The 18,913-nt window shown below is 57.0% G+C and carries 15 protein-coding genes and 1 pseudogene; 8 read left to right on the forward strand and 8 right to left on the reverse strand.

Features of this window, described 5'->3' with window-relative positions; all coding sequences use genetic code 11:
• Nucleotides 1-58: 58 nt before the first annotated feature.
• Together P8935_RS16865 and P8935_RS16870 are read right to left on the reverse strand one after the other, a co-directional pair.
• Complete coding sequence (locus P8935_RS16865; RefSeq protein WP_348261464.1) at nt 59-1,444, reverse strand: nicotinate phosphoribosyltransferase; 1,386 nt, start codon at nt 1,442-1,444, stop codon at nt 59-61.
• A 730-nt stretch (nt 1,445-2,174) separates the two neighbouring features.
• Entirely contained in the window at nt 2,175-3,041 is an 867-nt protein-coding gene (locus P8935_RS16870; RefSeq protein WP_348261465.1) for a DnaJ domain-containing protein, read from the reverse strand.
• A gap of 103 nt (nt 3,042-3,144) precedes the next feature.
• Between P8935_RS16870 and P8935_RS16875 the strand changes: the two genes are divergently transcribed.
• Together P8935_RS16875 and P8935_RS16880 are read left to right on the forward strand one after the other, a co-directional pair.
• Entirely contained in the window at nt 3,145-3,288 is a 144-nt protein-coding gene (locus tag P8935_RS16875; protein WP_348261466.1) for a hypothetical protein, read from the forward strand.
• Between the two features lie 327 nt (nt 3,289-3,615).
• A complete protein-coding gene (locus P8935_RS16880; RefSeq protein ID WP_348261467.1) occupies nt 3,616-5,079 on the forward strand; it encodes a hypothetical protein in 1,464 nt (487 codons plus the stop codon).
• A 74-nt stretch (nt 5,080-5,153) separates the two neighbouring features.
• On the opposite strand, the gene P8935_RS16885 is transcribed toward P8935_RS16880, so the two are convergent.
• Nucleotides 5,154-5,753 carry an outer membrane beta-barrel protein gene (locus P8935_RS16885; RefSeq protein ID WP_348261468.1) on the reverse strand — a complete coding sequence of 200 codons (600 nt, stop codon included), beginning with the start codon at nt 5,751-5,753 and terminating at the stop codon, nt 5,154-5,156.
• Nucleotides 5,754-6,158: 405 nt separating this feature from the next.
• On the opposite strand from P8935_RS16885, the pseudogene P8935_RS16890 reads away from it, so the two are divergent.
• The 4 genes and pseudogenes from P8935_RS16890 to P8935_RS16905 form a co-directional block, all read left to right on the forward strand.
• Nucleotides 6,159-6,242: pseudogene (locus tag P8935_RS16890) on the forward strand ((2Fe-2S)-binding protein); the annotation flags it as partial.
• A 13-nt stretch (nt 6,243-6,255) separates the two neighbouring features.
• Nucleotides 6,256-6,429, forward strand: coding sequence for a 2Fe-2S iron-sulfur cluster-binding protein (locus P8935_RS16895; RefSeq protein ID WP_348265350.1), 174 nt, complete (start codon nt 6,256-6,258; stop codon nt 6,427-6,429).
• A gap of 195 nt (nt 6,430-6,624) precedes the next feature.
• Complete coding sequence (locus P8935_RS16900; protein WP_348261469.1) at nt 6,625-8,196, forward strand: CRTAC1 family protein; 1,572 nt, start codon at nt 6,625-6,627, stop codon at nt 8,194-8,196.
• A gap of 220 nt (nt 8,197-8,416) precedes the next feature.
• Nucleotides 8,417-10,489, forward strand: coding sequence for a M13 family metallopeptidase (locus P8935_RS16905; protein ID WP_348261470.1), 2,073 nt, complete (start codon nt 8,417-8,419; stop codon nt 10,487-10,489).
• 56 nt (nt 10,490-10,545) lie between these two features.
• Here the strand turns inward: P8935_RS16905 and P8935_RS16910 are convergent, their stop codons facing one another.
• The 3 genes from P8935_RS16910 to P8935_RS16920 all read right to left on the reverse strand — a co-directional run bounded on the left by P8935_RS16910 (nt 10,546) and on the right by P8935_RS16920 (nt 13,641).
• Complete coding sequence (locus P8935_RS16910) at nt 10,546-11,736, reverse strand: GntR family transcriptional regulator (protein WP_348261471.1); 1,191 nt, start codon at nt 11,734-11,736, stop codon at nt 10,546-10,548.
• Nucleotides 11,737-11,876: 140 nt separating this feature from the next.
• A complete protein-coding gene (locus tag P8935_RS16915; RefSeq protein WP_348261472.1) occupies nt 11,877-12,809 on the reverse strand; it encodes a carbohydrate kinase in 933 nt (310 codons plus the stop codon).
• Between the two features lie 118 nt (nt 12,810-12,927).
• Entirely contained in the window at nt 12,928-13,641 is a 714-nt protein-coding gene (locus P8935_RS16920; RefSeq protein ID WP_348261473.1) for a class I SAM-dependent methyltransferase, read from the reverse strand.
• A gap of 267 nt (nt 13,642-13,908) precedes the next feature.
• Here P8935_RS16920 and P8935_RS16925 point away from each other — a divergent pair, with 267 nt between their 5' ends.
• Nucleotides 13,909-15,027: a hypothetical protein gene (locus tag P8935_RS16925; protein WP_348261474.1), complete on the forward strand. Its 1,119-nt coding sequence runs from the start codon at nt 13,909-13,911 to the stop codon at nt 15,025-15,027.
• 172 nt (nt 15,028-15,199) lie between these two features.
• Nucleotides 15,200-16,141 (forward strand): branched-chain amino acid transaminase, encoded by a 942-nt coding sequence (locus P8935_RS16930; protein ID WP_348261475.1) that lies wholly within the window; start codon nt 15,200-15,202, stop codon nt 16,139-16,141.
• 80 nt (nt 16,142-16,221) lie between these two features.
• Here the strand turns inward: P8935_RS16930 and P8935_RS16935 are convergent, their stop codons facing one another.
• Nucleotides 16,222-17,583: an amidohydrolase family protein gene (locus P8935_RS16935; protein WP_348261476.1), complete on the reverse strand. Its 1,362-nt coding sequence runs from the start codon at nt 17,581-17,583 to the stop codon at nt 16,222-16,224.
• Nucleotides 17,580-18,887 carry an amidohydrolase gene (locus tag P8935_RS16940; protein ID WP_348261477.1) on the reverse strand — a complete coding sequence of 436 codons (1,308 nt, stop codon included), beginning with the start codon at nt 18,885-18,887 and terminating at the stop codon, nt 17,580-17,582. Before P8935_RS16940 ends, P8935_RS16935 begins: the two co-directional genes overlap by 4 nt.
• Between the last annotated feature and the right edge of the window lie 26 nt (nt 18,888-18,913).

Below are 18,913 nucleotides of genomic sequence, written 5' to 3' on the forward strand. Positions count from 1 at the left end.
GCTGAAGTGAGTTCGTTCAATCCTAACGTTGTTTGATGCAGACTCTTCCTGTGAAATTCTAAACAGTGACGGGAACATTGGCGACACCGGCGGTGCCAAAGATCCGACGGTAGCGCTCGATTTCCGCCGGCGGTCCCATGGCTTTCTGATAGTTATCAGAGAGCTTGACGGCCGGCCTTCCGTCTACCTCGCTGAGTTTGCAGACCAGGCTTACCGGGTTGAAGCCGTCGTCGCGACGCGGATTGCAATTGCGAAAATCATTGGTGAGATATGTTCCCCAACCGGAACTGAAGCGAATCCGATGCTCCGGCGTCCACCGGCTCGAATCCAGGAAATCTTCAGCGCCATAAAAGTCCGTCGGGGCTGCGCCGTCGAGGATCGTGCCTCCGAAGTACGCGTGCAAGGCAATAATTGAATCGACGTCGAGGCCGTCTGACGCGATCAGCCGCTTGCTTTGAGGATCGCGACCACGCTGGCGCAGCCAGGCGATATATTCGTCACCGGCCAGAAACGGGTCTTTGCTGTCGATACGCTGTCCGGTCCAGTTCGCAACCCAGTCCGGCGCGTTTTCAAGAAACTGCGTGGTGCCGAAAGTGTCGGGCAACATGATCAGAAGCTCGCCCTGGTAGGTTTGCTGCCACAATTCGAGCATGCGGTACTGGGCATGTTGCAAATCTTCATCCGTGTCGGCAAGCGCAGCCATGGCCATTGGGAGTTCGTGCGCGTTTGTGCCGATGGCCTCAAGATCGTGCGTGTAAGCCATGAAGGTATTTGAACTGCCTACGAAGTTTTCGCCGAGCACGTCGCTCATGGCCTTGACCACGTACTCCTGCCACAGAAAGCTGTGCCGGCGGCGGGTGCCGAAATCGCTGACCGTGAGGCCGGGCACTCCGCGAAGGCGGGCCATTTTTTCCCAGAGGCGCGTTTTGGCTCTGGCGTACAAGATGTCGAGTTCGAGTTCCGTGAGCTTCTTCAGGCTGGCGCGCGTTTTTAGTTCGTCGATGGCGGAGAGCGAATAGATCTCCCACATCGTCGTCTCGGTCCACAGACCGTCGAAGCGAAGCGAGATCTGTCCCTCATGGATGGAAAGATCGAAATCAGAAAGACGAAAATCATGCTCGAGCCAGTGCAGAAATGCAGGCTCAAAGATGCCGCGGCGTCCGTAAAAAGTGTTGCCGGCCAGCCAGATCAGTTCAGACTTATGAAAGCGAAGCTTGCGCGTGGCTTCGAGTTGTTCACGCAATTCGCGCACGTCCACAATGTCGCCAAGGGGCACCTCCTGGGAGCGGTTGATGAGCGTAAATGTTGCACGGGTGTCCGGGAAATGCTTCCAGATGAACTGGAGCATCAGGAGCTTGTAGAAGTCGGTGTCGAGCAGAGAGCGGGTGATGGGATCCAGTTCCCAATTGTGGTCGTGCGCGCGCCTGGCTAGATTGACGATCATCGGTGGAGCTAATTGTATTGAATGTTTGAGGAGGCGGCCGCATGCCGAGCTACTTTGGCCGGTGAAGAACACCTAGATCATGACTTTCTGGAAATCAAGAGCAAGTATTTTGCAAGATACGCCCCCCACCTACATTCTGTATATAAATTCCCTAATTTCATCGGTTTACAGACCGAACCCGCCACAAAATCCTCTGATGATTGGAGTTAGCCGCAGGATCCTCTCTCGTAAGAACTTAGGAGGCAGTGATGAGGGAAACGAGAGTTAGGGTTACACGCGGCCTTTGCAGTGCAGGCATTATGTGAAGGCACGGAGTGTTCCGCATAGATTCAGCCTAGCCAAATCGGAGAAATAACCTGCAAAAACGGCAAACGTTTTTAGCTTTTGCTATGAATGATTTAAGGGAGATAAGGCGACAAGATACTTGACGAAACCAAGTGGACTGCATGCTGTGGAAGCGCCTCACTGCGCGCCGAATCGCGCGGGTCGTACCAAGCTAGTGGAGGCAGGCTCAAGAAGAGAACCAGATCTTTCACGCCTACCCCGATGGACAGTTCTGTCTACGGGCCCCTGAAACGCGCTGTTCAGAATGACAGCCAAGTAAGGTGCCGGTTAAGGCGTTTGCACGGGAGAGGCGCGCGCCCTCACGTACATACCGCCAGCCGCCCGACGCAAACCAGCCGATGTGCTTACTGCCGCGACTTCTCTGCGTTATTTCCGGTCAGAACGGTTATGCTGCAACCGGCGCAACCGTAGTCTTGCGGAGTTTGCCGGTAACGGCTTCGCGGATGGCATCGATGTCGAAGTCGTCGGTAGCGGGCTTTAGGCACGCAAAGATGTCAGGCATCTCGCAGCTCGGGTTGGGATCGGGAGCAGAGGCCGTGTCGAGAGCGTCCTGCGCCGGACTGGGGAGCGTCTGCCCGGCATCCCCCGTAAATGACGGAGAGGAGTCGCTGTTCCCCAGATAGTGCTCGCTTCTGAAAAGCTCCCTCTCGCAGTGTTCGGTGGCAGTGGCTTCAGGCTTCTCTTTTTCGCGGGGAATTTGGAGAGAGCCGTCCGTGAGCAGCTTGTTGAGTATGGGAATTTGGACGCGCCCGGTTTCGACGAATTCGACGCCCTCGACGGTAAGGGCAAAGTCGGAGTTGTCGGCACGGGTGATGTAGTTCTTGCGGAGCAGGTACCAAGTGGTGAAGTCGAGGAAGTCACGGGGGAAACCCATGTGGGCTTCCACTTCGGCGAGAGAGACTACAGGCGAGTAAGGGTTGGCGCGTCGGCGGTAGTAGAGCACGGCCAGCACGGCGAGGCGGCGGTTGCGCTCGCCCTCCATGTCATCCATAAAGTCGATCGTGGTGGAAAGCGGAGGGTGGTCACCGGATGCGCGGCCGTTGGAGGCATCGTACTCAGCGCGCCGGTGGGGATCGGAGAGCGTTTCGTAGGCCAAGCGGAGGAGGGCGAACTTCTCCGGGTCACTGGAGACAGCATTATCCGGATGATAGCGCGCGGCAAAGAAGCGGTAGACGCGGTGGATAGTATCCGGCTCTGCGGTGCGGCTGACCTGCAGAAGTTCATAGAAATCCAGTTTCTTGGGCTCCAGCATGGACGCAACCTCACTCATCGATCTAGGGCTAATTGATGAGCCGTAGAGTAACGGGTTTTGGAAAGGGGTCGCAATCCCCGTTTTGGGCCATCTGGCTGCGCTGTTGGCGTTAAACATCGCGCTTTATCTTGTGGCAGGATATGTGGTTGCCACGGCGCACCGCGTAAGCCTCTGCCATGGAGGCAGGCCCGATGAAGGCCGGGATATGAAGGTTGCCATCGACCTGCCCTACGAGCGAACAGGATGATGTTGAAGGCCTTCATTGCCGATGACGAGCCGCTGGGCGTGAACGACTGAAGATGCTGCTGACCGACGACGATTGAAATTGCGGGCGAATGCCGCGATGGACGTGAGGACAAAGCGAGGGCTCAATCCTGCTGCAAAACGGTGAGCGGTTGAAGATGAGCAAAAGCGGGATGGCAGAGTCTGCTGGCCGCCAGCAGCGGTTAAGTGCGAAGGGTCGCCGAACAGTTCATATCCTCGCGCTGCTTCTGATTGCGCTCGTCCTTTCACTGGCGCTTGCTCTTATACTGAACTCGCTCTTTATTCCTTCGCTTGCAGAAACTGGAAAACCATGCGATCGCTTTTGGTTTGTTGCACTCTTCTCGCATCGACGCTGTACGGTCAGTCATTCGTTCAGCGCAGCGGAACTCATCTCGCTCTCGACAACAAGGAATTTCGTTTCAGCGGTCCGAACATCGAGTGGCTTGGACTTGAGGGTTACGGCCCACACGATCCATTTGGACCTCGATACGCCTCGCACTTTGAGATCGACGATGTTTTCGCGACGGCTGCCGAGATGGGCGCCAGGGTTGTTCGATCACAAACCATGGGCGATACGGTTGGCTGTCCGCGCTGTATCGAGCCGGAGGAAGGACAGTTCAACGACGGCGCTTTCGAGGCATCAGACTATGCACTCTCCGTTGCCGCCAAGTCCAACATGAAAGTGATCATTACTCTTATTGGAGACTGCGCCACCTGTTCCGGCGGAGGCATTGGCCAGTACATTGCATGGCACAAGAAGACCAACTTTCAGGATTTCTTTACTGAACCCGCCATCATTGCGGCGTACGAGCGTCACATTGACGCGGTCCTCAATCACCGCAATGCCATTACCGGCGTTTTGTACCGCGATGACCCGGCGATCCTGGCTTGGGAAAACTGCAACATGTGCGGCATCCTCTCAATGTTTACCCACGGGAACCTGGCCGACGTGGCGAAGTGGTCCGAAACGATTGGCGAACATATCAAGTCGATTGATCATCGTCATCTTTATCTGGACACCACGGGAATCTTCCGTAACGATGCGGAGATTCTCAACAATCCCAGTGTTGACGCTTTTGCCTTCGAAGAATACCCGCATTGGGACACTATTCTCGGCATCACATTCCAACACACGACTGCGGAAACGATCGCGCGCGATGCGGCCACGGTCGTGAAGCACGACAAGGTTTTCATTGTGAATGAATTTGGTTGGGATAAGACGGACTGGGCCACGCCGGATGATCTGAAGCACGTACTCGACAGCTTCGCCCATAATCCCGATATTTCCGGAGACGGCTTCTGGGCGCTGCAGGGACATCTCGATGACTTTGGATTTCAGCCAATTCCGGCTGATACGAGCGATCCCGCATTCGCTACTAAAGGTGAGTCCGGCGAGTGGTGGGCCCTTTACTATTCCGGACGGAAGACTCTTGTGATGTCGGCAGAGGATATGGCGGGCCGTGCGCAGCAGTTACGTGCCCACGCCTACGAGATGTCCGGGGTTCCCCTGCCCAAACATGCCGTGCCTCCGCCACCCGTTATCGGTTCGACGGTGCTTGGCGGGCTGCTGACGTGGCGCGGCTCTGCGGGCGCAACGCGCTATTCGATTGAGAGTATGGCACCCGGTACCAGCCAGTGGAAGCTAGTCTGCGATCGTTGTGCCACCGACGAGCAGGGTCAATGGATCGACCCTCACCCTATGCTCGGCGCACACTACCGTATAACCGCGTACAACCTCGACAATGCGGCCAGCGCTCCCTCAGCGGCCAAGTAGCGCGATTCGCGAGGAATCGGCTCAAGACCTGCTATTTGCTGATCCAAGCCTTAGGCAGTTCGTTCCCTATCCGGTCAGAATTGAGTTCCCGCATAGCCAAAACGATAAGTCTCGCCGAAGGATATGCCGCGGGGATTCAGGGTGTGGTTCTGGCCTGACACGCTACTGTGAAAATTCGGGATGGCTTCGTAGGTGTAGTCCACCCGCGTCCACCAATGTCCTCCGGTGTGGTATTCGGCGCCACCACCGACAGACCATGTGCCGTAGGTGTTGTGAAAACGGCCTGTACCGTTTCCGGGCTGGGAGAGGCTGGCGAAGCCGCCCTCACCTTTGAAAATGGGCTGGAACCTGCCCCAGTAACCCATGGTGCACTGCAAACCGCCCTCCCCAATGAAGAGTTTGTAATGGGAAGCTGCATCGTTTCCGCCGACGATCATGGAGTGGCCCTCTGCAGTGACCCCCAGGCAATGCCACGCGGTTGCAGTCGCCCAAGCTGCGGGTCCGAATCTCTTGATGCCTGTGCTTCCCCAATCGCCTGAAAAATAGTCCATTCCGCCGCCGAGACTCAGGTGTATGGGAATCTTCCTGCCCGCAGTTGCCTCGGGTTCTACCTGGGCGAAGCTCGGAATCGAGACGAGAAGGACAGCCACTGCCAACAACAGCTTTGCAATCATGTTTTATCTCTCCAGTTGGAAGGCAGTTCCGAAAAGAACCGACCCTGGTTGATTGAATGGCGGTGCCCGGGAAGCCTTCCGCACGAGCACATCATGGATATCTTAAAACAGTATGATGTTCAACTTGCAACCGGAGTGGTCCGCCAAAACTTGGCATTCGTGCGGGGGTATTCGAATCCTCAACTTTTTTGGCCTTGGATCCAGACGACGGTGCGCTGCGCCAATGCGCTTTGCGGCTTGACTTTCTAGTCTGCGACAGCCTCAAGTTCGCAGGCCAAGGGTGTTTCACTGCACGCCAGTGGCTATTGCTTTAAATCCCAAGTCAAACTTACTGCGAGGTCGGAGATGTCACAACATGCGTTGGTGGTGAACGGCGAGGCGCGGACGGTGGATGCTGACGACGCAATGCCTCTGCTGTGGGTTCTGCGTGACCTGCTGCAGATGACGGGAACCAAGTATGGCTGCGGCATCGGCATGTGCGGCGCGTGTACCGTGCATCTTGATGGCGAAGCCGTGCGCTCTTGCCAGACAAGCGTGGCCGACGCCGCCGGAAAAAAAGATTCTTACGATCGAGGGGCTGGGGCAGGGGGAAACGCACTTTGTGCGGGAGGCGTGGATTGCAGAGCAGGTGCCGCAAGGCGGTTACTGCCAGCCGGGGCAGTTCATGACAAGTTGAATGTGCGATGCCTGACAATTCCCCTATGGACGGGGATGAAAGTGACTGCATTGGTCGGGTACAATTCTCTTCGCTCCCGTGAACAGACACTTGCCTTTTATCCGTCGTGATTGGCCCGCGCCGTTTGTCGTCCAATTACTGCTGTGCGCAACCTTGTCCTCTCAGCAACCCACCGATTCCCCCATTAAGTTCCAGTTGAAGGAACTCCCGTTCCATCTCGAAAGCGACGTAAGCAAGGCATTCAACCCTCCTGAGTCCATGGCCGGTGGGGTGGCAGTCTTCGACTATAACGGCGACGGCAGGCCGGACATCTTCTTCACTAACGGCGCCGATCTGGCGACGCTGAAGAAATCGTCCAGCAAATACTCGAACCGCCTCTTCCGGAACGACGGCAACGGTGTCTTCACCGACGTTACGGGTCAGGCAGGATTGGCGGGAACAGGATTTGACGTTGGAGTTGCTGCAGGCGACTACGACAACGACGGGCATCCCGACCTTTTTGTAGCGGGCGTTCATCACAATACGCTCTATCACAACAACGGCGACGGCACCTTCACCGACGTTACGGTCAAGGCTGGGTTAGATAAAGCGAATGATCCGGAGTTCGGACCTCTGTGGTCAGTGGCGGCCGCCTGGGTCGATGTAAACGATGACGGACTGCTTGATTTGTTTGTCGTCAACTATCTGCGATGGCAATACACCGACAAAGCTCAATGCAGCGACTATTGCCATCCACGTCATTACAAAGGTTCCCCTAATCAGCTTTTCCTGAACCAGGGCGACGGCACATTTAAGGACGTTTCGCAGGAGTGGGGCATACGCGCCCATGTGGGAAAGGGCATGGCTGTTGGCGTGGCGGACTACGACCACGACGGCCGGCAGGACTTGTTTGTGACGAACGACGCGAGCGAAAATTTTCTCTTCCACAACATGGGGAACAAATTCGAGGAGGCCGGATTTGAAACCAACACCATGTTGCGGCAGGACGGCAACCCGATCTCCGGGATGGGTCTCGACTTCCGCGATCTCAGCAATAGCGGTTTCGCCGATATCGTCTATGTTGCGTTGAACGGTGAAACTTTTCCTGTACTCAAAAATACGGGCAAGGGTGACTTTGAGGAAGTGACGATTCCCAGCGGGATGGGTGCACAGAGCGTACGAATGGCAGGCTTCGGCGCTGCCGTATATGACTTCGACAACGATGGATGGAAGGATATCTTTGTAGCGCGCGGGCACTCTTCCTGGGAATCCATGCCGGCAGAGATGGTTGCGAAACAGCCCAACACGGTGTTTCGCAATCTAGGCAGCAGTGGAAGGTTGCAGGGTCTTACCGCCGAGGCAGGGTTTGAGGAAGAAACAGCCGCACACCACAGAGGATGTGCATTTGGAGACTTCGATGGCGACGGCCGGGTCGATGCCGTTGTAACGTCGCTGGATCGAAACGCTGAACTTTGGATGAATCGCAGCTCCAATTCGAACCATTGGCTGGGGATCTCACTCCACGGAGTGAGGAGCAATCGCGACGGCATTGGCGCACGCATCAAGGTCGTTACAAAGACCGCCAAGCTGCACAACCACCAGACCTCAAGCGTCTGTTACGCGTCGTCAAGTCTTGGACCGGTGCACTTCGGATTAGGGACCGAAGCGACGGCTGATCAGATCGAAATCATTTGGCCTAGCGGCATCGTGCAGATCCTCAAAAACATCGACGCGGACCGCATTATCGAGGTGACGGAACCCGATGTTGCAGGCGGCACGCCCCGATAGTTCGCTTGTCGCAGGGATATCGCGATGTCCGGCGACTCATTTGTATTTTGACGCTGGTTGCATTCAACCAGGGACCAATGACAGATGATCGTTCGCGATTTGCAATTTACATGGCGACTACAGTCCTTCCAAGGAGCCAGCGGGCGAATATGCGCGTTAGAATTGATCGGATTCGGTCCTGCAATACCGGATGCTCTATTGCGTTCTCCCCGAGGAAGATATGAAAACTTGCGCTTTGGTTCTGGCTGGCGCACTGCCAATCGCTCTCGCCGGTGCACAGGCACCTCAAGCTCCCATTCAGTTACAGCATGTCGATGTAACCAACATGGACACTTCAGTGAGCCCTTGCGACAACTTCTACCAGTACGTTTGCGGGAAGGTGAATGCTGCGAACCCGATTCCGCCGGACCAGGTGTTCTGGGGCGTTGGCGGAGAGTTGCAGGAGTGGAATGACCAGGTTCTGCGCGGCATCCTTGAGAAGAACGAGGCGGCCAGCGCGACCAGGACTCCGAATGAGCAGAAGATTGGCGACTTCTACGCCAGCTGTGTGGATCAGACAACGGAAAAGAAGGATGACTTTGCTGTCCTTCAGCCGCTGCTGGCGCAGATCGACGGGATGCACGACAAGCGCGAGATCGCGACAGTGCTGGCTGCGATGCACAGCTCTTTCGATAGCGCGTGGCAAGGCAATGACAATCAGACCGCGGCTGCGCTGTTCGGATATGGGCAGCAAGCCGACTATAACAATGTGGATCACGTGGTCGCGGGACTTGATCAGGGCGGACTTGGAATGCCGAACCGCGATTTTTATCTTAAGGAAGACGAACAGTCAAAGAATATTCGCGAAGACTACATGAAGTGGATCGAAGCTCTGCTGGGTCTTGGCGGCACGAGCGCAGCAGATGCGACGAAGGATGCGGCGACCATCATGCGCATCGAAACCGCGTTGGCTAAGGCGCAGATGGACAACATTACGCGCCGCGACCCCAACAAGGTAAACAACCGATTCACGCCAGCACAGCTCAAGACACTGGTTCCCAATTTCAATTGGGACGCGTACATGAGCGCAATCGGTTCGCCTGCGGTTCCACTTTACGAGGTCGCATCACCGGAGTTCTTCCGCACCGTTAACGAGGAGTTGGCAAAAGAGGATCTCGGCGCATGGAAGACCTACCTTCGCTGGCACCTGTTGCGCAAATCTTCCAGTGTGCTTGGCAGTCGGTGGCGCGATGCCGACTTCGCGTTTCGGAGCGTGCTGCTTGGCGATAAAGAGCAACCCCCGACATGGCGGCGGTGCGCAAACGCAGTAGACCGGAATCTCGGCGAAGCGCTGGGCCAGGTGTACGTAGCGCAGGTGTTTCCACCAGAGAGCAAGGCGCGCGCCAAAAAGCTGGTGAAGGACATTGAATCTGCCATGGGCCGCAATATCGACTCGGTCACTTGGATGCAGGCTTCCACCAAGCGCGAGGCGCATCTGAAGCTGGCTGCCGTAATCGACAAGATCGGCTATCCGGATAAATGGATCGACTATAGTTCCCTTTCCATTTCGCGCGAGAGCTATGCCGCTAACCAACAGCGCTCAAATGCATTTGAATTAAAGCGCCAACTGGCTTTCATCGGGCATTCGCTCGATCGCACGCAGTGGCAGATGACGCCGCCGACGGTGGACGCGTATGAAGATGCGCAGACTAATACCATCAACTTTCCGGCGGGCATTCTACAGCCTGCATACTTTGATCCAACCCAGGACGACGTCATTAACTATGGCGCGGAGGGAGCAATCGTAGGGCACGAGCTTACGCATGGCTTCGACGACCAGGGCCGCAAATTCGACGTGAAGGGCAATCTTCGCGACTGGTGGACTGCGGAAGACGCGAAGGAATACGAACAACGCGGCGAGTGTATCGCCAAGGAATACACCGGCCCGGTGCAGGGTATTTCAGGTGTCGAACAGAATGGAAAACTCACTCAGGGCGAAGACACAGCCGATAACGGTGGGCTCTATCTCGCACTTTCAGCTTTGAACGAGGACCTGAAACAGCAGGGCAAGACGATCGAAGATAAGGATAGTCACGGCCTGACCAACCTGCAGCGTTTCTTTATCGCTTACGGGACGGCGTGGTGCGATCAGATTCGTCCAGAAGCGGTGAAGACACTCATTCAGACTAATCCGCACTCGGTGCCTTGGGAGCGCGTGAACAACGTAGTCGGAAACATGCCTGAATTTGAGAAGGCGTTCAACTGCAAAGCAGGTCAACCGATGGTGCACGCAACGCGCTGCCGCGTTTGGTGAGTCCGATGGATGCAGCACTCCGACCTCAGCCGGAAGGCTTCTGCAATCCCGCTGATTTATTCAGTTGCTGAAACATTCGCTTCAGAACGAGTGGACTTGAGGTGCTGCGTCCCGCAGGATCGCCGGACGACTAAGCGCACCGGGACCAGTACATCGCGAATCGGCAGTTCGGGATGTTCGAGACGCTCACGCATGGTGGCCATGGCAACCGCGCCGATGCCCGCACAATCCTGATGGATGGTGGTAAGTGGAACGGGGAGCAAACTCGCGTAGCGCACGTCATCCATTCCCACGATCTTGATGTCTTCAGGGATGCTGATTCCGAAGGCGAGCAAAACCTGCATCAAGCGGGCAGCCGTGAGGTCGTTGGCGCAGACGACTGCGTCAGGCCGGGCTGCCTCAAGCATTCTGCGAATAAAAGCTTCATCCTGGGGACTTCCACGCCATACCAACTCCCAATCGGGCCTGACGGCATGGGTGCGGAGCGCTTCATAGAATCCGGTGATGCGCGCGTCTACTGTGTTGGCCGCGAATTCTTCGCCGAGGAACACTACGCGATGAGCGCCGCATTCAAGCAGATGGGCTGTCGCCATGTGTCCCGCCCGGCGATTGTCAACACCCACGAGATCGTGCGGCGAGCGTTCCGGGTAAGGCAAGTAACAGCGATCGAGCAGTACGAAGGGGATCTGCGCGCGATCGAGCATACGGGCAATGCGGCGGTTGGCGGCATCCTTTTCGTCGGTGAGTTCGAGCGGTGCAAAGAACACACCCGCTACTCTTTGAGAGATGAATGCTTGCACCATCTGCTCGGCAGCCTGGACGCTGTCTTGAACGGAAACGGCGGAGTTACCCCACAGGAGAGAATCGGGACGCGCAAAATGAGTCCGCATCATGCCGTGACAGATGGGCTCGAAGATCTCAGTGATGCCGAGTTCTGGGATAAGTAATCCGAAGGTCCGGCCTGTGGGGCGATCTTCAGCCAGTACGTGGGTGCCCGAGCCGGGACGGCGCGACACCAGTCCCATGCGTTGGAGGTCGTGGACGGCCTTGGCCACGGTAATGCGCGAAGCATCGAAGAACTTGCCCAACTCTGCTTCGCTGGGAAGACGGTCGCCGGGTTTCAATTCACCGGATTGAATGCTCGCGAGCAGGTGGTCGAAGACGCGGCGGTGCTTTGACAGGCGCGCTGCCGGATCGCTTTCGGGGGGCGGTCCAAGCTTGCTCGCCACTCGATGGGATTTCTTCATTTGCCTGCTCTTCCACTAGCCGCACGGGGGAATTCGCCAGTGCGTAACGCACTATGCATCGGATCGGCTTCCTGTGTATGGAATGTCAATACATTCATGGTACACAAGCGTGGAAGGCGCCGGACTTGGACGATACAAACCTATGCAGACTGCTCGATGGCCGTTTCAATCCCGGCGCGGGTGGCCTCGGGGAGTGGAGGCATCGCACCGGATTGTGACGCTACCCAACTGCCCCAGCGATTCCCGGCCTCGTTCAAAACCGGCAATTCAGCTCCGCGCAAAAGGTAGTGGGTGATGGCAGCGGTGAATGCGTCTCCGGCGCCGATGGTGTCCACCACCTTGACAGGGAATCCCGGATGCTGGTGCCATTCTTCGCGCGTGACCAGCAGGCTACCGAGGCCACCGCAGGTGATGGCGACCAGATTGAGTGTCGGAAACTCCATCAGAAGACGTTCGGCGCTCTTGCGCAGGCATTCAATAGTTGCGTCGTCCTCGGGAGGCATGCCGAGCAGCGAGAGAACCAGTGGGACCTCGGCATCATTCATCTTGAAGACGGTGGCCAGTTCGAGGGATTCCTGAATGATCTCGCTGGAGTAGAACGGCGCACGGAGATTGACGTCGAAGATGCGGATGCAGCGGGAGGATGTTTGCGCTGCCAGCGTCTGGATGGTCTGGCGGGATTCAATACTGCGTTGTGCGAGAGATCCAAAACAGATGGCGTCCGCACGCTCAGCGAGCTTGATCCAATCGTCGGAGAGTTCCATTGAATCCCATGCCGCAGGTTGATGGATGGTATACGCAGGCTGGCCATCGTTGAACGAGACCGTAACCCGGCCGGTCTCATGCGCCGGATCGATCTGCAGATAGCTGGTGTCGGCAGGCAGGGGATCTAGACGATGCACGGCTTCGCGCCCGAGGTCATCGCGGCCGATGCGGCTCAGGATCGCGGAATGATTGCCGAGGCGGCCAGCCATGACGCCGAAGTTTGCCGGTGCCCCGCCTAGTCGCGGCCCCTCCGGCAATATGTCCCACAACAACTCGCCAATTCCCAGGATCAGATGCGGCTCTTTCAAGGTCGTACTCCTTTGGGCCCCGGAGGATGCGGGATCTTGGGTCCCCCTTCTTTTCAATTCTTCGGCTCCCCGAAAACGTTCCACCCTCAGGGGTCGATTCGTCAATACTTTCGGCAGTTTATGGCTTGCCCATCCATCTCCAGATCGAGCAGTCTTCGTAGTTGGCGGAGGCGTATTCGCCGTCGGGCTGGTTGGCCATGATTTTGTGGTCGGCGATGGAGTCGACGCGCGAGCGACGAACCTGCCCGATAAAGAGCCGTTTGAATCCGGGCTGGCATTCGATCACGTGTTCCTGTTCGGGGTTGACGTAGAGAAGATCAAGCTGTCCGGGTCGTTTGGAAAAAATATGGGCGAGACGCGCCAGCATGCGGCGCATGACCGCGGCGCCGAAGGGATTGAAGAGAAAGAGCAGGCATGGTCCACCAGGAAACCGTGCGTCAAGTATGTCGCCGCAGACAATTCGCATGGGTGCGAACGCCCGATCTGCCGCTTGCCATTTGGTGATATTGCGGCCGGCAATGTCAGCGAGGACCGGATTGAGTTCAATTCCAATGACTTTACGGAAGGGATGTTGCGAGGCCAGTAGCATGGCACGCCCCATGCCAGCGCCAATGTCCATGAAAGTGAAGTCGTCGAGAGGGGCGGCACGCTCGGTGCGTTGCCATCGCTTGAGTAGCCCCTTGAACACCGATGGAGCGACACCGAAGTAGGCAGTGGAATGGCGGTCGTGGGTGTGACCGGTTTTGAGATAGCGACCGGGAATGAGACCGCTGGTTTTGACCTCGTACTGCGCGTCAAAGGGATGCGGCGTGTACCCCTCTTTGCGGGTCATGCGCGGCAGCATTACTCTTGCTGCACGCGACGAGTGTCTCATCTGCGCTGCGGTCACGCCTGAACCTTAGCACATGGGTCTGGACCGCATTTGCAGATCGTTTTCGTGTTGACATTCGATTCGAGCCTGTGCAACATTCGGCTTCTCAAATCAGCCGTGATTCCCTCCCCTGATTGCGGCAATGGATGCCAATTATCCTTTTCGGCGTCGCCCCTGTGTGCAAACCCCTTTCGGGACGACTGTCGAGTGTGCAAAGGACGGTGTCACATGAAGCCAAGTTCTTGCCCTTCTTCTCGGATCTCAGCCGCGCTGGCGTTCACACTGTTCCTGGGGCCATTGATCGGCGGCTGTTCGGGAAGGATGCCGAATGCCGGTTTGGCCTCATCGCATGAGAATTCAGATGCTCCGACCAAGTCCGCATCCCCGGGCGGAGCGGCACTGGTGTGGGTGAGGTTTGAGGATCCATTTGAACAATCTTTCAGCGTGGAAGTTCCCAAAGGATGGACAGTGCGCGGAGGGCTGTTCCGGATGGGGTACTCCGACGAGAGGCCGATGGTCGATCTTCTTTCTCCGGATGGACTTGTTAACGTGAGACTCGGTGATCTTGCGATTCCCACGTACGCCCTTCCCAATCAGTACCATTCGCGAGAGGGCGAAGTGAACGACCTTGGGGCGCAGGCACAGCTCGTTGTTGCGCGTTACCGCACCGGCCCGGAGTTTGCGGTGCTGTACTCCCATGTGCGGTTCTATTCGGTTTGTCACGAGGCAGCGGGCGATGCAGCGAACGTCGACTTTTCTGTTCCTGACTACATTCCGTCAGACGGATCGCTGAGCAATACTTCGACCGGAGCCATTGCCTATCGGTGCGGTTCAGGCGCAGGTGAGCGCATTGCGTTCGTCTACGACCGAACATCGCAGGCGGGAGGCGTGTGGTCAGTGCCGACGATTGGCAGTTTCCTCAGCGCGCCGGACAAGGTCGGGATGGCGCGCGCTGTCCTGCAGCATTGTGCACAAACCTTCAAGCTCAATCCAGTCTGGATGGAGAAGCAGAAGCAGTTGGACGCATACGCGTTGCAATACCAACGCGCCCGGCAGCAGCAGCGCGTGCAGGCTCTGGCCCAGCAGGTGCAGCAGTTCGAAGCAAAGATGCAGGCGATGCGCGACCAGGTGGCCGGATTTGAAAGGCACCAGGCCGCACAGGCTTCGCAGGTTGAAGGGTTTACGCAAGCCTTACGCGGTGTGACACCGACCATCGATCCCTTTACCGGCGAAGCCAGAGAGGTGTGGACCGGTCCTAAGAGCAACTATTGGACTAACGGAACGGCGGTCGTAAACTCAACCAACGCACCGCCGGGCTGGCAACAGATGCGGGTAACCGGTCCCTGATTTCCCACCGGTTCTCGCCAATTCCAACGGATTCGCGCAACCTTTACTGTCGCAATGCCAAAGTGAGTACCCTTCTCCTCGACCTGACGGCACTGCCGTGACAGGCAGCGCCAAAAGGCGATAGGCTTGAGGTAATCGCGCATCGACGTGACGAAGGAGCTCGCGCATCCCCATGCCCATTCAAAAGACATCCAAAATCTGGCACAACGGCAACCTGATTCCGTGGGAGGACGCCAACATCCACGTAATGAGCCACGTAATCCACTATGGCTCCAGCGTGTTCGAAGGAATCCGCTGCTACGCACAGCCCCAGGGCTCGGCGGTTTTCAGGCTTCCGGAGCACATGCAGCGCCTGCGTGACTCCGCCAAGATATATCGGATGGAGCTTCCCTACTCGCTCGACGAATTGTGCGCCGGCGTCGTCGATCTGATCGAGTCAAATGGAATCGCGCCCTGTTACATCCGTCCCATTGCGTTGCGGGGTTATGGGGAGATTGGCGTCAATCCCAAGGGATCGCCGATCGAGGTCTACATGGCCAACTTCCCATGGGGCAAGTACGTGGCCGGAACTGGTGGGGCCGATGTATGCGTCTCAAGCTGGAATCGGCTTGCTCCGAACACCATGCCCGCACTCGCCAAGGCCGGCGCTAATTACATGAACTCGCAGCTTATCCGCATGGAAGCCGATATCAATGGCTACGTTGAAGGCATCGCGCTGGATACGAACGGTCTGGTCAGCGAAGGCTCCGGCGAAAACGTGTTTGTGGTGCGGAATGGGGTGCTGTATACACCGCAGCTGGCGAACTCTGCCTTGTCTGGGATTACGCGCGACAGTGTGCTCACGATTGCGCGGCACCTTGGACTGGCGGTTACTGAGCAGCCGATCCCGCGAGAGATGCTCTACATCGCGGATGAGGTGTTCTTCACGGGAACGGCAGCTGAGGTTTCGCCGATTCGCTCCATTGATCGCATTTTGATTGGAGACGGAAAGACCGGCGAGATTACGAAGAAGATCGCGGACGAGTTCTTCTCCATCGCCAACGGATTGAAGCCGGATCGCTTTGGCTGGCTGACGCCGGTGAAGGTGAACGCAACGGAGCCAGTGACGGTTTAGAATTTCAACAATGGGAACAGAGAGGCGGCCTTTGCGGGCCGCCTCAATTTATTTGGAACACCGAATCGCGGAGTTGCGAACTAAGGCTTCTTTGTTGTGAGTGGCATGTACTCATCGCGAAGTTTGGTTTGCCTGCTGACCATGGGGACTGCGTTGCCGTCAATGAAGACCTGCTTCACTGAAGTTCTTACGTCGAGCGGGTCTCCGTTGGCTACGACAACATTTGCGGTCTTGCCGACGTCAAGCGATCCGAGCGAATCTCCGAGTCCGAACATCTCTGCCGGATTTAAGGTGATGGCCTTCAAAGCTTCGTCATAGGGAAGACCGTAGGCCACAGCGTATCCCGCTGCGTAGGGCAAGTTGCGGCTGCCTCCCTCACCGCCGCCATCAGACGAGAGTGCAATCTTCACGCCGCGCTTCTGCAATTCCGCTGGCAAGGAGTAGACCGCGTCGTAGCGTTCATCCGGGCGAGGAAAGTCGTAAACAGAACCGACGATCACGGGCACATGATACGAGGCGATCTCGTCGAGCACGTCCTGGGCATGCGTTACGTGATTGAGAATGACTTTGAGGTGAAACTCCTTCGCTAGACCCATCGCAACTTCAACCTCATAGCTTTCGCGCGCCGCCAGCACCACGGGCTTTTCGCCGTGGAGGTAAGGCAACAGTGCTTCAAGTTTTAGATCGCGTTTGGGGGGCACACCTTTGTGATCGGGCTTCGTGGCGGCTGCACGTTCCACTTCATACGCCTGGGCATCGAGAAATGCCTGCCGGATCTGGGAGGCGAGTCCCATACGCGTGGTTGGAAACTTCGAAGGACCGCCGTTGAAGTTCCCCTTCCTGCGCACACTGCCTTCAAAGTTCATCGCCAGGGCAACGTCCCGCTGCATCAACATCTGGTCGCGATCCCGGCCATAAAGCTGGATTACGGAGTCCTGTCCTGCGATCGAATCCTCGGAAGCCGGAGCGACGATCGCATTCGTAATTCCGTTCAGGCGATCCACCGGAATATGAACGGTCTCGGCATGAAATGCGTCAGCCGCGTGCATCTGAGGCTCGATTTCATCTGCTGTCTCTGCGAGGTCATTGCTGTTCTGGTCAGAGGCAACCTCAGTCAGTCCGAGGTTGGTCTCTGCGTCGAAGAGCCCTGGGTAGACGGTCATTCCCTTGGCGTCAAATATTTCAGCACCAGCAGGGACTTTGGTCGCCTTCGCGGAGCCTACCGCGACGATCTTTCCTCCCGACATAATCACGGTGCCGTTTTCAATCGTGCCGTGGGTGACGGTGAGGACTTTACCGCCAACAATGGCGATGGTCTTCGCGGTCATCCCGGCGGTATCGTTAGGACCGGGCTGCGAGACGGGCTGGACCGTTTGCGCCGAAGCAGTCAACGCTGTCAAGGAAGCACATGCGAAAAATGCTATGAGGAGTGTTGACTTCATTGTCCGCCTCCTTCATCGTCGCTGCCTTCAAAGCCAGCTTCGTGCATGACGCCGTTGAAGTGGGTGGTACCAAAGCCTGGCATAGAACTATCGAAGAACATGTCGCCATCAATAAATACTTTCTCGACACGCGCGTAGGTGGATAGCGGGTCCATGTTCCAGATCACGACATCGCCATCCTTGCCTTCGTCGAGCGAGCCGACTCGATCGTCAACGCCGATGATCCATGCTGGATTCAGCGTGATCATTCGCAGAGCTTCGTCCTCGGTGGCTCCCCCGTAATTCACCATCTTGCCGGCCTCCTGATTGAGGCGGCGGACGTAGTCATTGGAATCGCTTTTAAGTGCGACGCGGACGCCTTCGCGCGTGCTCATCACCGCGTTCCAGGGAATCGCGTCCCATGCCTCGTCCTTGAATCCCCACCAATCGGCAAATGTGGCGATGCCGGTGCCGGTGGGGGCAATCTTGTCGCCCACCTTGTACATCTCAAGCGCGTGATGGAATGCGCGAATCTTGTACCCGTATTCTTTCGCAATCGCTTCTTCGGTGAGGAATTCGTCGGCCCGGTAGCAATGTATTTGCACGAGAAGTTTGCCGCGCAGAACATCGGCGAGGGCTTCGAGTTTCAAATCCTTCTTGGGTGCAACGGCGTCTTTATCACTTTTCGCGACCTTTGCGTTGTAGGCGTCCCACGATGCCATGTACGCCTTTGCATCCTCAAATGCCTGGCGCATGACCTCGAAGTTGCCCATGCGGGTGGAGGGGACTTCGCCACGGCGGCCGTAGACGCGCTTTGGATTTTCTCCGCTGGCGAACTTGATGGAGCGTGGGGCATTGGGAAAGAGCATCTCATCGCGTGAGAGGCCGAATTTGTTCTTGATGACGACAGCCTGGCCGCCGATCATGTTGGCCGATCCGTGGAGCAGAAGCTCGGTTGTCACACCTCCCGCGAGTGCCTGATACAGCGCCTTGTCGCGATTGTCGAAGGCGTCGATCATCATCATCGATGGGGTTACGGGGCTGGTGGCTTCGTTGACGTCGTCACCGAGGGCGGAGTGGGAGTGCGGGTCGATAATTCCCGGCGTCACGTACTTGCCCGCGGCGTCGATGGTTTTGGCACCAGCGGGAGCGTTGACGGTCGCGCCGACACCTGCGATTTTTCCGTTGTGAATCCAGACGCTGCCATGTGGAATCGTGCCATGGGTGACGGTCATGACCGTCGCGTTCTGGATCACGACGTCGGTGGGAGTACTGGAAGGTGCTTGCGCGGAAACGCTGATGGATGGGGCCCAAATTGCTGCCAAAAACACGGGCGCACACCTGCGTCGAA

This window comes from Telmatobacter sp. DSM 110680 (assembly GCF_039994875.1).
Taxonomy (GTDB): domain Bacteria; phylum Acidobacteriota; class Terriglobia; order Terriglobales; family Acidobacteriaceae; genus Telmatobacter.

Coding starts and splice junctions, on each gene's coding strand:
- P8935_RS16865 (WP_348261464.1), bottom strand. CDS start 1,444: ATGATCGTCAATCTAGCCAGGCGCGCGCACGACCACAATTGGGAACTG.
- P8935_RS16870 (WP_348261465.1), bottom strand. CDS start 3,041: ATGCTGGAGCCCAAGAAACTGGATTTCTATGAACTTCTGCAGGTCAGC.
- P8935_RS16880 (WP_348261467.1), top strand. CDS start 3,616: ATGCGATCGCTTTTGGTTTGTTGCACTCTTCTCGCATCGACGCTGTAC.
- P8935_RS16885 (WP_348261468.1), bottom strand. CDS start 5,753: ATGATTGCAAAGCTGTTGTTGGCAGTGGCTGTCCTTCTCGTCTCGATT.
- P8935_RS16895 (WP_348265350.1), top strand. CDS start 6,256: ATGGCGAAGCCGTGCGCTCTTGCCAGACAAGCGTGGCCGACGCCGCCG.
- P8935_RS16905 (WP_348261470.1), top strand. CDS start 8,417: ATGAAAACTTGCGCTTTGGTTCTGGCTGGCGCACTGCCAATCGCTCTC.
- P8935_RS16910 (WP_348261471.1), bottom strand. CDS start 11,736: ATGAAGAAATCCCATCGAGTGGCGAGCAAGCTTGGACCGCCCCCCGAA.
- P8935_RS16920 (WP_348261473.1), bottom strand. CDS start 13,641: ATGACCCGCAAAGAGGGGTACACGCCGCATCCCTTTGACGCGCAGTAC.
- P8935_RS16925 (WP_348261474.1), top strand. CDS start 13,909: ATGAAGCCAAGTTCTTGCCCTTCTTCTCGGATCTCAGCCGCGCTGGCG.
- P8935_RS16930 (WP_348261475.1), top strand. CDS start 15,200: ATGCCCATTCAAAAGACATCCAAAATCTGGCACAACGGCAACCTGATT.
- P8935_RS16935 (WP_348261476.1), bottom strand. CDS start 17,583: ATGAAGTCAACACTCCTCATAGCATTTTTCGCATGTGCTTCCTTGACA.